Genomic DNA, 14,197 nt, shown 5'->3' on the forward strand with positions numbered 1-14,197 from the left:
TAAGCCTCCTTATTTATTTTTTAGTTCTGTGTACTTGTCTGCCGCGGTAATATAAAACGTCTTACCTTTTGAATTTTGAACTTTATATTGCAGGCTGCCATTCACATTCACTTTATCGAGTACAGTAGGGAATCCAAGGCCTTTATTTACGGTACCTACAACATCCTTATCTGCCCATGATGGTTTAGCATAGAAACGTAGGTCGTTGGTTTTAGAAACAAGTTTCTTCCCAGCGTAAGGATTAGGCGCGGTTGGCTTCGGTTCTGTTTTGCTAGGCGTTTCCGGTTTCTCTGCCGCTGTTTTATATTCGATGCCTAATGTTTTTAAAATCCCGTGTGCGATAGCGCGGCCCATTTCTTGTTGTTCCGGTACAGTATCGACAATAAAACGATCATTAGAATCAATAAAAGCCGGTTCCACAATAACCGCCGGCATTTTAGTTTGTCTAATAACGGCATGATAATCCTTTCCGTCGCTTCCTTTTTTCGAGTATGTCGGGATGCTGCCGACGTTTTGCTTCATTTCATCCTTAATCGCGTCGATAATATGTTGAGCTAGAACTTTGCTTGTACCGCCCGCGATACTATGAATTACCTCGGCACGGTCTCCGCCGCCTGCGTTGTAATGTACCGATACAAACAAATCAGCGCCCCATTTATTCGCTGAATTAGAGCGTTCACTAAGTGAAGGGTATGAGTCTCCCGTACGTGATAAATAAGTTTCAATGCCGTATTTTTCAAGCTCATATTTTACAGCATACGCTGTTACTCGCGCCATTTCTTTCTCTACTAATCCGTTTGCTACTGCTCCTGGATCAGTGCCGCCGTGTCCAATATCAATAAATACTTTTTTCTTCATTCTTCAACATCCTTTCGAGGCGTCTTATACTTTTTAGCCTGTTCAGAGTCGGCCCCGCCTGCTGTAGTCGGGTCTATAATCAGACCCCAGAGTGCGAACAACCCTGTTATAACTGTAATTACACGTTGCAATATCTCGTTATAGTCCCATGTCACATTAAATACGTATAAAATTGCTTGAACAACAAAAAAGGTAGCTGCAATCATCGCAACTACCCACGTCTTATTATGAAAACGCACTCCCCAATTTATTTTTTTCATTTTTATGCCTCCGCTCTTTTATTCTAGCTATTTTTTCTTTTTACAACGTGCGCATCTTCCGTTTACCCATCGATGAACTCCTAGTTTGCATAAACCGCTTCCAATAAGTGACATCTTTATCACCTCCTTTAATTTAGTAAGTTGGCCATAAATGCAGTGATTATAATACCTAGTCCTCCTCCTACTACTGATGTAATAGCCGAAGCGATAATCGTACGTCTTATAAATTGCTTTCGTCCCTTTTCTTCTATTACCAATTGCTCTGCTCTATCGGCGCGTTCGCGTTCTTTCGTTATTTCTATTTCCATGAATTTCTTTTCGTATGTCATTACCTTATCTAGCAAAGGAGCAAGACCATTTCTTACCGCTTCTTCGATGTCTATAGGCAATGCTATTTTCCAATCTTCTATCGCGTCTAGCCTTTCGTTGTGCTTGTCTAATCGTTTCTTGTTTTCTCCCGCTAAAGACTTACCCGTTTCAGCAACTTGTTTTATTTTTGCCCATTCTTCATTTGTAATTTTCACATGTTGATCCATCGGGATCACCTCACCCCATTATTTTGTACAACATAGTTGCTAATCAATCATAAACTCTATTCCGTCTAACCAGAATCCGCTAGCATCTACTGCAATAGCTAGTACCTCTAAATCTCCACTTGGCTTTGCGTAAACAGTTGCGCTTGATCCTATAGCTCCTGACTGCTGAGCCACTTTGTAACCATTTACATATGTTGTGCTTGATCGAAATCCTACAGGCAATGTTGAAAAAGCTCCTGCCGTTGTTCCTGCTACACGATTAACTAAACCTCGTAATATAACACGATTTCCTATTTTTCTATACTGAGGCTTCGCAGTTCCAGCAGAATAATTAGTTTTCAACGGCAAGTCGAGCCATCCAGAATCTAAAAATTTAGCATCTACATATGCAATAGAAGCTGTTTTAGCCGCATCTGCCTTTGTTTGTGATCCAACCGTATTTTCATATTCTCGCCAGGCTGTAGAAGATGTTGCGCCTACGTACCTGTAAAAATGTCTATTTGTAGCAGCGTTAGTAGTGCTAAAATATCTCGCATGTTGTTCTATTCCTGTTCCAGTTATTAGTTTGTGATTTTCTAATCTTAGAGAAGCTCCTCCCGTTAAAGGAGCATCAGTTATTTTAGCTGCTGCTGTTGAATTAATGTAAAAACTACCCTGTTCTACGATTTCTGCTAGAGTAGTTACATCCGGAGGAGCTTTAGCAGCTCCAGTGTCAGCAGTTAATTTAGCCTTTTGCCAATTAGTTGTTTCCGAACGCGGAACAATATCATTAGAGTTAATAAGTGATATTAATTCGTTCGCCGTGTCCGTAGATTCATTTAATTGAGCGATAGCTGTGTTTAACGATTCCATCGCCTCGGCGGTAGATTCTCGAATAAAGTTATTCAAGCCAGCAATATCGCTTATAAAATCCTTTTGCTCGATATTACCTTGTGTAGCGTCCTCCTGAACTAAAATAGTGAAATTCGGTGTTGTAACACGTACATCTGCACTTAAGTCTAGTTCTTCTAATATTTGAAAACCAATTGACCCACCTTTTTCTAATACAAAATAACAAAGATTAAGTTCACCTTGACGTGCGAATACTTCCTTTGCCATCGTGTATTTTATAATCCCTTTATCTGGATTAATTATATCCATGTTATTGTACGTAGAACCGTCATCGCGAACAAAATATCCTCCTGGTAATCGACATTCAAAAATCGGTCGATAATCACCGAAATCTGGTATTCCAGCGCCGTTGTTTGTGAATTGAACGATTGTTGTAACGGCGTTATTTTCAGTTGCGCGGGCTAATATTAGAGGCCTTATACTATCAGAAACTAAATCTAAACTAAATTGATATTGTTTTAAACTCACCGTCTTAGCAACCTCCTTTCTATGAATTGTTCAATATCTGTAACTCTTTTATTTAACGCTTCGTTTTGTTCTTTTAAGTCGCTTATAATTTCTAAAGCTGTTTCTAGCGTTTCGTTTGTGTTTGAAAGTTCTTTTCTTAGCTCCTCTACTTCCTCGATATTTTCACGCGCACCTTGCCATAGCCACATTATAGCTTTTTGATGATCCATTCCCATAATATCATCAGCTCTCAGTTCAGGCGGTAGCAATTCGGCAATGAAGCCTAGCCGTTTATCAAAACTAACATAGGCACCCTCATTATCTTCGTTCTCGTTAAAAGCAGATTCGACATCTTGTTTTAGACGATAGCTGAATACTTCAACGGTTTTAATCATATCTTTACCGCTGTATTTTTCGGCAATTCTTGATTCTATAAATTTTTCAACGTCTTGTTTAATTCCAATACTAGACATTTGAATCACCGACTTACAAACGTGATCCGCATAAATCAAAGTTGGCGTATCCCACGATGTATATAAAATGCTGGCTGTTTTACCACCTGGTCCCGCCCCTATAGAACACCAGTCAACCGAATAAACAAGTGGGAACTCTCCCCCTGCGAACGGAGATAATCGGATTACTTTGTCGGGATCGACAACACCTGTACTTTCATTTATTTTTTCAATAGCTAATCCCATATTTCCCGTTGTATCTAGACTTACGCGCATTGCTGGGTGTGGATAATTATCGCGTTTAGCCTCTAAAATAAAACCACTACCGCCGCCTATTTTTAGTATTTCGCGATATTGAGGCAACGGCAACGGAGGCATAAAACTAGAGTAAAGCGTGTCTAAATAAGCGGCAGAACCGGTTATTGTAACTCCGATGATGTTAATTGCTCGTAGTGTTCCTGTCAAAATACGGTCTGCAACTATCATGCCGTCGTAAGTTATTCCGATTTCATAAGGACCAGCATATCCGTTTTTTGAAAATCCTAATCCACCCGCGTTCCAACGCCAGATATTACGTGCCGTGTTGATGTCTTTCGTGTCCATGATCAAAATTTCTTGCGGGTCCGCCATCGATGGATATAAAACGACATTACCGGCCGGAGGATTGTTAATAACGTTTGTTAGTTCATCAATCCCCGCTTGTAGAAATGTTTTTTCAGCGGCTATAATTTCAACTTCTTTTTGAATATCGTTGAATTGACGCGATATATTCGCTTTAAAATCTCCCAATTCAACCGAAATGTATTTATCGAGCAACGGATCGAATGTTGTTGCAATGACACGAGCTTTCACGTCGATACCAAGTTGCAAAAATTTAACGGTTACGGTGTCCCAAAGATTGACCGTTTCTAGCGCCAGAATGCTCGCCAGTTCTTCGTCGTCCACCTCACGGGATAAATCCACAAAGGAAATATTGAGATTAACAGACGGTTTTCCAACATCGTTATTAACTAGATATGCTTGCGCTGCCGTTCGAAGTGTTGCAACGTTTGTAACGTTATCACCCGTTAAATCAACCATAAACGCTCGAGGCTGAGCGAAATTGGAGACGTATTGCGAGTCTAAAACGACTTCCGGCAATCGTATTGTTGTTTCGTTTCCGTTTGCATCCTGTACCTGCGCGAAGGGATAAATAGATGTGAATGTTTCGCCTATCTCCTCGTCTTGTGTTGCGTCAGTAAGGTTCTTTCCGTATGCGACTAGAACACCTTTATCAACGCCTGCTCCTTGTCGTGGGTAATGCCTTATGTTGAAATTATCAAAAATAAACTCACCTTTGAACGTATCTAAAAGTGAGCCTTCCTTTCCGCCTAGAGCCTCTCGAGAAGAAGCTAGTTCAATGGTTGTACTCGCCTGTGTTGTTGACGTGCTTGTTCCTGTGAAGCTGTGAGGGTACACGGTATTGCTTAAAATTTGATTGAGCATATAACCAGCCGTTCCGTTTTGAACGGTGATTTTGCCCTTGAGCGGGTTGTAGTGCAGTCGATAGCTGATGTGTTCCGCCTTGACAGTAACGATCCCGTTCATAGGTTTAGACACGGCATAAATCGTAAACAACTGTTCTTGCTCCCTAAACCCAGCCTTAGCCTTGACAATATTTTGATTCTTGATCTCATCAAAATACATGCCATCTTTAACATATTTAAATTCTAGTTCATACGTTCCGTTCGCCTCTTGACGAACTATCCAGTCGAACGAATCCGTTAGAACACCTATGCCGTTGTTATTGAAATCCGTCGTGTTCGCATCATATAAGCGGGGCGTTAAGGTCCTAGAAGCTGTCATCATATCGTCCTCCAATTCGGCGTTACTTCTACTTTTGTTACATTGCCCGTCCATGTGAATCGGTTTTCACCGACTGCCAATTGCGGATAGGGATACGTGTTAACTTTATTATTAAGCAAAGTGCCTGCTTTATAAGCAATCTGTAAGCCAGTATCTAGCGTGATTTCACCTTGAATGCCTTTTAAAACAACCTTGTAATCATTCACGAAAAAATCAATATCCCCGTTACCAAAAATCGTGATAACGGGATTGGATGGGAATATCTCAACATTATTTAGCCGTCCGCCTTTTTTAATATCGAATACTTGCGATCCGATTATTGAGTACTTGAAAGGCTTACAATCAAAGCTTATTGTTGTTCGGCCAAAGCTGTTGTTTACGTTTTGAATCTCCGTCATATTAAAACACCTTGCAAGCCGGTAATAGCGATTATCAACCGTGTCTATCAGCTTGTTATAGCCTCTTTTAAATCGAATCCATTTCGAAATTTCAGCGTATATCTCGTAAATTGTTAGTCCGTTGTACGAGATAATATTAACAGGATAATCCATCGTGATATTTTTGTAACGATCGTTATCTATAAAATTATCACCGCTAATACCAGGCGTTTCAATCCTTTCTATGTCTTGCTCAGGAACAGGAAAGACGCGATCAATGAGAATTCTCATTCCGAAATCTGTTGACTTTTTACCTGCAAACTGAAAATAATTAGGTACCTTCAGCACTCTCTCAATCATCTGTCTAACCTCCTTCTGTCTCGATTTATTTTTGAACCTAAATCTTCCGCAATGCGCGGTATATCATCATCATTTCTAACGATAATATTCCCTGTAAACGTTATGCTGATAGGCTGTTCTACTGTAGTAGCGCTAGGTGACGCCATCGCTGGCGCTGGTGTCATTCCTGAAAATGCAGTAGCTAAATTAGGCATTCTTATTTTTGACATGTCTGGCATTTTAAAGCCTTTCATATCTGGCATCACACTTCTAGCTAAACCATCCGCAGCTTTCATTGCAACTCCTGAATCAGCTTCGATACCTACAGCTATACCTTGCGGAATGAATTTACCAACATTATCTCTCATCCAGCGGGATGGAGATTTTATTTTCAAAGCTCCAGTTATTTTGTCTTTTATTCCGCTTACAACTTCGCCTACTTTTTCCTTGACTTTTTCAGCCATACTGTCTATTCCGCTTATTAAACCTTGAATGATATTCTTACCTATTTCTGATAAATCAATACCCTTTAGCGGATTCTCGATAAAACCAACCACTTTTTCAAATATTTCTTTTGTTTTATCTTTGAGTTCGTTCCATTTTTTAACTACCTCGTCTTTGATTCCTTTTGCTATTTTACCTGCTGCGTTTTTAGCTGCTTGAAACTTTCCATTTATACCTTTTATGAGTTCTAAAATTAATTTTCCGCCTAATTTGAGCAATTCCCATATCAACGCTCCTATACCTTTCACTAGCTCCCATAATATTTGACCGCCTGCTTTAAGAATTTTAGGCAAGTTTTTAATTAATTCTGCTGCTAAGGTAATTATTAATTTCAAAGCCATCGCGATTAGCTTAGGCAATATTTTAATAACACCTTGAATGAGAGCCATCAATATTTTTACGCCAGCATCTAATATCTTAGGTAGATTAGCTACTATGAGGTTTAAAAGTGTCATGATTATTTTTAATCCCGCTTCTAGTAATACTGGCAATATTTCAATTATGCCATCTATTAGAGCCATTAAAATTTGAATCCCAGCTTCTAAAATTTTAGGGAGATTCTCAACTAAAGTAGCAACTAATAGCATTATTATCTGTATAGCTGAATCGATTAGAGTCGGCAACATGCTTACTATGCCATCAACTAAAGCCATAATTATTTGAATAGCAGCCGTTAATATCGCTGGCAACATAGTAGAAAATCCTTGAATTAAAGCTAACAAAATTTGAACGCCTGATTCTATTATCATAGGTAGTAACGTTGTTACTGTTGATAGCCATAAATCAATTAACTTTGTTATCACTGCTAAAATTTGAGGTAAAGCAGAAACGACACCTTGAATCATTTTAGTAATAAATTCTACGCCAATTTTAACAATCTTAGGCATTTGAGAAGCTAATTTTGTAATCATCTCCGTTATTAGATTCATTGTCTTTGTTATTAATTCCGGAACAGTTATTCCCATTCCTTTTGCTATAGATTGCACGATTTGAGCGCCGGCAAGCAATAGCCTAGGAATCCCGCCGACAAAAATACCAAGAATGGCCGGAATGAAGTTTTTTAATTGTTCTAGCAACGGAGTGAAGTCGCCAGTTTTGAATAGGTTTTGTATCGCTTGACCGAAACCAACAAATTTAGAAATTAAGTTATCGAAAATTGTAACCATAACCGAAAATGCTTGTGTTTTAGTAAATTGATTGTATAAATTAACGAAGTACTTGCCAATCGCATTCAAATCTATTCCCATTTTCAACAAGACATCCGATAGGGATTGACCTGTTTTTTTCAGATAAATAAAACCCGATACAAGCGCGACAATTGCTGCCGCTACGAGCCAAACGGTTCCCGACATTGCGGCTAATCCTGTTATCAATGGTCCTATAAGCATCCAAGCCGCGCCTAACGCCGCCTGAAATCCTGCAAACAATCCGATTCCAGCCGCTAAAGGTGCTAGTATAAGCATCAGTGCTGGAACTAACAAAATAATAGCCGCAACAAACTTGGCTATTTTCGGATGCGCTTTATTAAATTCAGTTGTTAAATCTGCAATTTTCTTGATGAAATTAAATACGGGAATCATGACAGCGGCGAAGACTTGAAATAATGGCTCAAACGCCTGCCTAACACTCTTCTTCATACCTGCGAACGCTTTTGCATAAGCCTTATTCGATTCCATCGCACCTTTATGCAGTGTCGAATAAAATTTCACGGCCGTAACCGAAGCTACTAGCGCCACCATTGTCATTCGCATGATACCTTGACTAATCATCATCGTCATATCTTTAAGTTGTTTCATGTTAGCAGTAGGGCCCAGCATTTTTAATGCCAATGCTGCTGGCTGTCCACGCATAGCAATCTGATTTAAGCCACTAGCAACCGCCAAAGCGCCTTTATTTACTTGGTATAAAGGATTCTTCATCCTGTCGAAATTCTCCATAATACGCGTCGCCTGCGTCGTCCTTGTAATCATCTGACCGACACTCTGAATAAGTTGAACTTTCATCATTTCATTGTTCTTTATCATTTCGTCCATTACTTTCTTATGAACTCGACCTTGCGCTTCAACCTGTCCCATGAACTGTTTTGATGTGCCAGTGTAATCTTTAGCGGCTTTTCCTAATTGAAAAAACGCATATTTGGAACCAATCAGCTCGTCTTTGTACTTATACAAAGATTGCCGTTGCTCCATATACGCGCTTCTCATTTCACTGTGCATCCGCCTAGCTTCTTCTGATTGCCCCCGATAAACTCGTCTAACAGACCTTCCATAATACTCATAGTTTTTAGTCATTTGATTATTGTAGCGTTCTGATGTCTTAGAAATACGCTTGCCCATGTTTTCCATTTCGCGCTCGATGTCCTTAGCGTCGTACTTAATGCCGCTTTTATCTATCTCAGTGTCAATATGAATACTGCCATCTGAACCTGCCATAATTTCCCTCCTTTCTTGATGTATGTAACGGAATTAGATAAATGCTTTCATCATTCGTTCTAAATCCGCTTGTTCCCGTTTTTTACGCTGACTGGAAAGCTCGTAATGTTTCTTTAATTTCAGTATGCGCTTGCGTTCGTCGGCGTTTTCTTTGCCTGACGGAACTTTACAAGTGCGGTACATAATCGCTTGCATAATCGGTGTTTCTTCGGGCAAATTATTAAACAGAGTCATGAATCTGCCCCAGCTCATTATCCCAATTTGCTCCTCTAAATCGATTTCATAAGCCATTAAAAAAGACGCGATAATACGGTCTGCGTCTTCAAAAAAATTAAATATCTCTTCGCTTTCAGCCTCTTCATCCCCGTCTAATTCCTTGTAAATAAGCGTGACGATGTTGTAAATATCAACAGGGCTATGTTTATATTGCTTATAATCAACGACAAACATTCGATACATAATATCTAACTTTTCGTTGTCATCAAAATACGTATCTCCTTGCAATTTGATTGATTTAATCACCTTATCAAAAGTAATCCTAATCTTTATCTCGGAATCGTTATAGACAAGAATGCGATCAGGATTACTTTTTTTAGCCGTTAATGAAAGCATCGCAATCACTCACTATCTATTTTTTGTTCTGTATCTTCTTCGATACCGAGATATTCCTCTAGCTTCTTGTCCTCGAAATCTTCCATTTTATCTTTAAATACTTTGAACAGTTGCATTCCAATGTGCGAACAAACGATAGAGCTTTGTCCTGAATCGTTATAAATCACGTCTGCATCCTCTTTACCAAAAAACATCTCGAGCATATCTTTCACAATTGCTATATCTTTTTTGAAATCTTTTTTATCTTTAGTTGATTTTTCTTTCTCCCATTTTTCCATCTTCGCATGAGCCTTATCGTACTCTTCCATCTTCGCGTCACTAAACTCAACCTTGTAACTTTTTCCGTAAATCTCAACCTCTTCAAACGATGTCTTTGTTTCAATAATAATTGCTGTCATTTAAAACACTCCTATTCTCTAATTTTCTCTGTGAAAAACACTGTATAATTCGACTTGTCTTTAATGTAAAAATTAACAACATCTCCAATTTTTAAAGCATCGAAATCATATTCAAAAAATCCGCCTATGTCCGTTTCGGCATACAGGCGAGGACCATCGTTGACAGAGAAATAAATTTTGCTGTTATTATTAAAGTCACCTGACATGTGTAATTGTTTTGTTGTGATATTTTCACGTATCGGACTGAATGCTTGATCTATATCATCATATCGCAAATGAATCCCCTCCTTATGTCGCTATTTGTTCCACATAGCTCGGATAAATAGAGCCTACTTTAGCTTCCGCTTTAACGGTAGAACCTACATTTATTCCCGAAACAGCTCCGCTATATTCTCCGTTTGCGTTAGCTGTAAATGTTGTTTTATTAACACCGTCAACACTTATTCTGACTTGCCCGTTATTTTCTGTTGTTCCTGATACAGTTCCTACGCTTGCAACAACTGGATTAAGCGTTATTTTAGCTATTTCTGCTGTTATCGTTGTAATCATTCCTAGTATAGAATCAGGAGCATTCGGAACGCCTTCAATCGCCCTAACATCGTATTGCTCCCCTTTTATTATGTTAGGATTGTTAAGAACGTATATTCTTGCAACTCCGTCAACAACAGTTCCTGTAAGTATTGCTGATGTTTCTCCTTTTCTATAAAGCCTGCAATTTGTAACGTTAGCAGCACTTACAGTCTGTCCGTTTACATATCCTTCTCCGTATAAAAATCTATTAACAGCCATTTTTGATATTCTTGTTCTTTGTGTTATTTTGTCGCTCTGTTCGCCCTCTAACGTTCTATCAACAGCAGATACAGTTACAGAATAATACGTTTTTTGCGTGAGTCCCGTCACTACTGCTACATTAGAGTTGAAACGGCGAGCTTGCGCCTCTCCTTCTATATGTAGTAAGTAATGACTTGCATTACTTATTGGGTCCCACGTTAACGTTATCGCTGTGTCGGTAAATGCTGTGACAGAAACGTTAACGGGCTTACGAGGGCGTAACTGGCGGTGTCGGTTCTTCTGTTACGTCATCCAGTTTTTCAGGTAAACCAGAATAATGTATCTCAAAAGATACTTCACCTTTCGAATTAGCTGCTCCGCCTGGAGGCTTAACATTAACTAAAGATGCAGGACCCTTTAATCCCTTCTTTTTAGGCGATATAACTAAAAATTCACCACGTCGCTTTTTCTCGATATCTAAAAGAGCTTCATCGAAAATGAAATTTTGCGCTGGATCATTGTACTGCCGATGTCCTTCAAATGTATACGTTGGTTGTAAACCGATAACGGTAGAATCGACACCACCATTTAGATCGTAGTATGGCGTTTGGTCTACTTCTTCATTATTTTCAGGATCAATATTTTCAATTCCGCTAGCAATCCATAGCCATCCGGCATCTTCTATTTTTGCCCCAGTTGTCGGGTTCCACCAAAACCGAAAGTTATGTTGTAGTAAAAATGCTTGTTCCATGCTTATTCCTCCTTGTTTTTATGAATTTCCGCCCGAAACATGGCGGACCATATGAATAATTTTTTGGCCGTTATATCAACTTCGGAAGGCTCTGTGTATATTTCGCATTGTGTAAAAGAAAAAGAACCATCCTCGGGTGATAGTTCACCATCTGATAGTTCTAGCGCCTCCGCTATATGTTCGATTGTGTTCATCGCTGTAACTCTGTCTTGATGCTTGACGAGGATTTGAAAGACAATGTTTTTAGTAACTGTTCTGTCCATGTAGCGAACACCTGGGGAAGAAGGCGTAAATCTAAAAACAATGTCCTCCTCGTCAATGTCTAAGACGCTCATTCTAACAGCACTAAATAAATCCAATCTCGTTTCTAGATGCATTTTGACAGCCTCAAAAAATACTTTTCTCATCTTCTCCCCCCTGCCGCCGCATTGTTGGCTACTTTTACCCAGTCACTTAGAAACTGCGACTTTGCAACTTCGAACCATAGTCCGCCCGCATGAGGATTTTTATCTTTGCTGAAATTAAATTGCGGGTTAAAATAGATCCGTCGAACGTAAGGTACCGCCCATATAAGCATTCCCTCACCAATTTTAGAATGTATAAAGCTGCTATCAATCGTAGCCTGTGTATCCCATGGTGCAAAGTAATTCGAGTCTTTCAAAACCTGATTATCAAGCGCAAATTGAGCCCTTTCAATGCGCTTATAGACATCCTTTTCGATATCCTTCGCATTAACCTGCACTTCAACCTTAATCCTCAATTACAATACACCTCCCAGTGATGCACGTTACTCCCTCCAGCGTATACCTCATCCACGGAAACAACGTTATACTCACGGTTATCGAAAATGAAAATAGATTTCTCGCTCGGCCGAAAGGCTGGACTAGAATTGATGCGATCAATAAAAATGAGTGTGCTAGATTGGATATCATCACCGTTTGACGTTTTAACAACACGATTGACAGGTTGCACCCGAACACGATTGACAGGAACAGGTTCCTCCCATTCTTCGCCGTATGCGCTTTTCGGGATATACTCTTTATACTCGACATTGTGAATCAATAACCGTCGTTGTATCAACAGCAATCACATCCCCGCGCAAGTGACGGAACCCCAGCGTATAAAAGGCCAGTCGGCGCCAGAATTTCATAGATGTTATTTGCGAATAGAACAACTTTGCCACTGTTTGAAGCATTACCACCGCTACCGCCTCCTTCACTGTAATTCCCAATGCGCACACTACTACCGGCCCCACTATCGACAACGGAAGCCGTTTCACCGTTAAGGAATAAAAATTCTACTTGTGCAGCAGTAGCCTCCATTACGCGGTCGCGCTGAAATTCAACTAAATTGTCGAAGCCTGTTCTGCTGATTGCATACCTAGTAAATCGGTCAATATCGCGACTAGCACGGGGAATAAGGCGTTGTAATTCCTCCGCGGAAATCTCAACGCCTACGTACTCCGCTAGGAAATATTCCGAGTCAATGAATTCCATCTTAATCAACTCATTTCGCTATTTTTTGATACGCTTCTTTTAGTTCTTTATATCCGCCTTGCAATTCTTGATGTTCTTTTTCTAAAGCTGCATATTTTTCTTTATGTTCCTTAATTTGACTCTCTAATTTTTCATACTTAGATTTATCAATCTTGTCATTGCCTGCTGCATACTCAACAACTTTGTATTCCTTTTTCTTCTCGTCTAGTTCGACAACATCATAACCAAGAGCGGTATAAGTGCTTTTTTCTGTCTCGTCGATACTTAACACTTTATTGAATCTCTTTACAGTAATCATGCTAAAACTCCTCTCTATTATGGTTTGACAACGAATTGAATGCCGTTGCTACGTTGTTTGAATAAAATAACATCATTGTAGAACTGCTCGTAATACAACCAGTTACCTGCTGTTTTAGCTGATGGCGAATCAAATCCAGCGAAAGTATATTTTTCTGGCGCGCACATTACTGGAATATGAATAAGCATCATTTGAATTTGTTTCGCTGCTGGATCATCAATAACGCCAACCGAGAAGTTATATAGCGTCTTGAAGCGGTCAGGCGCTACTTGTCTAATATCAACTTCATCAAGGCGGGAGATGCGACGATCAATAACTTGATTGTTCGACTGAACATCAAAATTACGCGTTAAACCTTCCGCGCGTTTTAGAATTTTATTAACAGCAGGAGTTACATATAAAACACGATTCATAGGTACCGCTTGTTCATCCATCAGTTGCATCATGTCGTCGAACTGGCGTAAGATATTAGCTTCGTCTAGTTCCATTTCGTAGATTCCTTTCGTTGGATCTAACTCTTGTTTTTGCGCGAACAACATCGAGAACATGTATTTGTCTTTCTCTGGAATCTTATGCGTTTCGTTAAATACACGAGTAACATTAGCCATAGTAGTGGTAAAATTCGTTTCGTCAACATCGCTAGGGTCGATAAGCGTTTGCCAGTATCTTTCGTTTTTCAATTGATATGTTTCCCAGTCATTCGAATAGTTAGCTTCGAACCCTGTAATAGTACGACGTGGGCGGTCTCTCAATCCTTCGTTAACTGTTAACAACGGAAGTTTAACGGTATCTTGTCCAACCCATTGAATGATACTATTCGATGGAGAGTTCCATAGTTCCGCAGATTGTAGCATGTGGCGGAATGGTTCTTGTAACGCTCGTTGGTAGTCTGTTGCAAAGTTTAAAATTGCTGCCATTTTTATTCCTTCT

General features: G+C 39.6%; 17 protein-coding genes and 1 pseudogene. All 18 read right to left on the reverse strand.

Annotated features, from left to right (window positions below):
- Positions 1 to 9: 9 nt before the first annotated feature.
- The 18 genes and pseudogenes from EP58_RS17770 to EP58_RS03040 all read right to left on the reverse strand — a co-directional run bounded on the left by EP58_RS17770 (position 10) and on the right by EP58_RS03040 (position 14,184).
- Complete coding sequence (locus tag EP58_RS17770; RefSeq protein ID WP_036089857.1) at positions 10 to 858, reverse strand: N-acetylmuramoyl-L-alanine amidase; 849 nt, start codon at positions 856 to 858, stop codon at positions 10 to 12.
- Positions 855 to 1,118 (reverse strand): phage holin, encoded by a 264-nt coding sequence (locus EP58_RS02960; RefSeq protein ID WP_036089860.1) that lies wholly within the window; start codon positions 1,116 to 1,118, stop codon positions 855 to 857. Before EP58_RS02960 ends, EP58_RS17770 begins: the two co-directional genes overlap by 4 nt.
- Positions 1,119 to 1,246: 128 nt before the next feature.
- Complete coding sequence (locus EP58_RS02965; RefSeq protein ID WP_036089863.1) at positions 1,247 to 1,654, reverse strand: hypothetical protein; 408 nt, start codon at positions 1,652 to 1,654, stop codon at positions 1,247 to 1,249.
- 39 nt (positions 1,655 to 1,693) lie between these two features.
- Complete coding sequence (locus tag EP58_RS02970; protein ID WP_036089866.1) at positions 1,694 to 3,013, reverse strand: BppU family phage baseplate upper protein; 1,320 nt, start codon at positions 3,011 to 3,013, stop codon at positions 1,694 to 1,696.
- Positions 3,010 to 5,289: a phage tail spike protein gene (locus tag EP58_RS16865; protein WP_052171328.1), complete on the reverse strand. Its 2,280-nt coding sequence runs from the start codon at positions 5,287 to 5,289 to the stop codon at positions 3,010 to 3,012. Before EP58_RS16865 ends, EP58_RS02970 begins: the two co-directional genes overlap by 4 nt.
- Entirely contained in the window at positions 5,289 to 6,026 is a 738-nt protein-coding gene (locus EP58_RS02980; RefSeq protein ID WP_036089869.1) for a phage tail domain-containing protein, read from the reverse strand. The genes EP58_RS16865 and EP58_RS02980 overlap by 1 nt, the downstream gene beginning before the upstream one ends.
- Positions 6,023 to 8,941 carry a phage tail protein gene (locus tag EP58_RS02985; RefSeq protein WP_036089871.1) on the reverse strand — a complete coding sequence of 973 codons (2,919 nt, stop codon included), beginning with the start codon at positions 8,939 to 8,941 and terminating at the stop codon, positions 6,023 to 6,025. Before EP58_RS02985 ends, EP58_RS02980 begins: the two co-directional genes overlap by 4 nt.
- 33 nt (positions 8,942 to 8,974) lie before the next feature.
- Positions 8,975 to 9,553 (reverse strand): Gp15 family bacteriophage protein, encoded by a 579-nt coding sequence (locus tag EP58_RS16870; protein WP_052171329.1) that lies wholly within the window; start codon positions 9,551 to 9,553, stop codon positions 8,975 to 8,977.
- 5 nt (positions 9,554 to 9,558) lie between these two features.
- Entirely contained in the window at positions 9,559 to 9,951 is a 393-nt protein-coding gene (locus EP58_RS02995) for a hypothetical protein (protein ID WP_036089874.1), read from the reverse strand.
- A gap of 11 nt (positions 9,952 to 9,962) precedes the next feature.
- Positions 9,963 to 10,226: a hypothetical protein gene (locus EP58_RS03000; RefSeq protein WP_036089876.1), complete on the reverse strand. Its 264-nt coding sequence runs from the start codon at positions 10,224 to 10,226 to the stop codon at positions 9,963 to 9,965.
- Between the two features lie 13 nt (positions 10,227 to 10,239).
- Positions 10,240 to 10,980: pseudogene (locus tag EP58_RS03005) on the reverse strand (fibronectin type III domain-containing protein); the annotation flags it as partial.
- A 10-nt stretch (positions 10,981 to 10,990) separates the two neighbouring features.
- Positions 10,991 to 11,473 (reverse strand): phage tail tube protein, encoded by a 483-nt coding sequence (locus EP58_RS03010; RefSeq protein ID WP_036089882.1) that lies wholly within the window; start codon positions 11,471 to 11,473, stop codon positions 10,991 to 10,993.
- Positions 11,474 to 11,475: 2 nt separating this feature from the next.
- The gene (locus EP58_RS03015) at positions 11,476 to 11,880 is read right to left on the reverse strand and encodes a phage tail terminator protein (RefSeq protein WP_036089884.1); all 405 of its coding nucleotides are present in this window, start codon (positions 11,878 to 11,880) and stop codon (positions 11,476 to 11,478) included.
- Positions 11,877 to 12,233 carry a minor capsid protein gene (locus EP58_RS03020; protein WP_052171330.1) on the reverse strand — a complete coding sequence of 119 codons (357 nt, stop codon included), beginning with the start codon at positions 12,231 to 12,233 and terminating at the stop codon, positions 11,877 to 11,879. The genes EP58_RS03015 and EP58_RS03020 overlap by 4 nt, the downstream gene beginning before the upstream one ends.
- Entirely contained in the window at positions 12,230 to 12,553 is a 324-nt protein-coding gene (locus EP58_RS03025; RefSeq protein ID WP_052171331.1) for a putative minor capsid protein, read from the reverse strand. The genes EP58_RS03020 and EP58_RS03025 overlap by 4 nt, the downstream gene beginning before the upstream one ends.
- On the reverse strand, positions 12,550 to 12,969 hold the full coding sequence (locus tag EP58_RS03030) for a head-tail connector protein (protein ID WP_036089890.1): 420 nt from the start codon (positions 12,967 to 12,969) through the stop codon (positions 12,550 to 12,552). The genes EP58_RS03025 and EP58_RS03030 overlap by 4 nt, the downstream gene beginning before the upstream one ends.
- Before the next feature lie 10 nt (positions 12,970 to 12,979).
- Positions 12,980 to 13,267, reverse strand: coding sequence for a hypothetical protein (locus EP58_RS03035; protein WP_036089892.1), 288 nt, complete (start codon positions 13,265 to 13,267; stop codon positions 12,980 to 12,982).
- A 17-nt stretch (positions 13,268 to 13,284) separates the two neighbouring features.
- A complete protein-coding gene (locus EP58_RS03040; RefSeq protein ID WP_036089895.1) occupies positions 13,285 to 14,184 on the reverse strand; it encodes a hypothetical protein in 900 nt (299 codons plus the stop codon).
- Positions 14,185 to 14,197: the final 13 nt, after the last annotated feature.

Origin of the sequence: Paenilisteria newyorkensis (assembly GCF_000766145.1) — a bacterium.
GTDB classification, from domain to species: Bacteria; Bacillota; Bacilli; order Lactobacillales; family Listeriaceae; genus Listeria_A; species Listeria_A newyorkensis.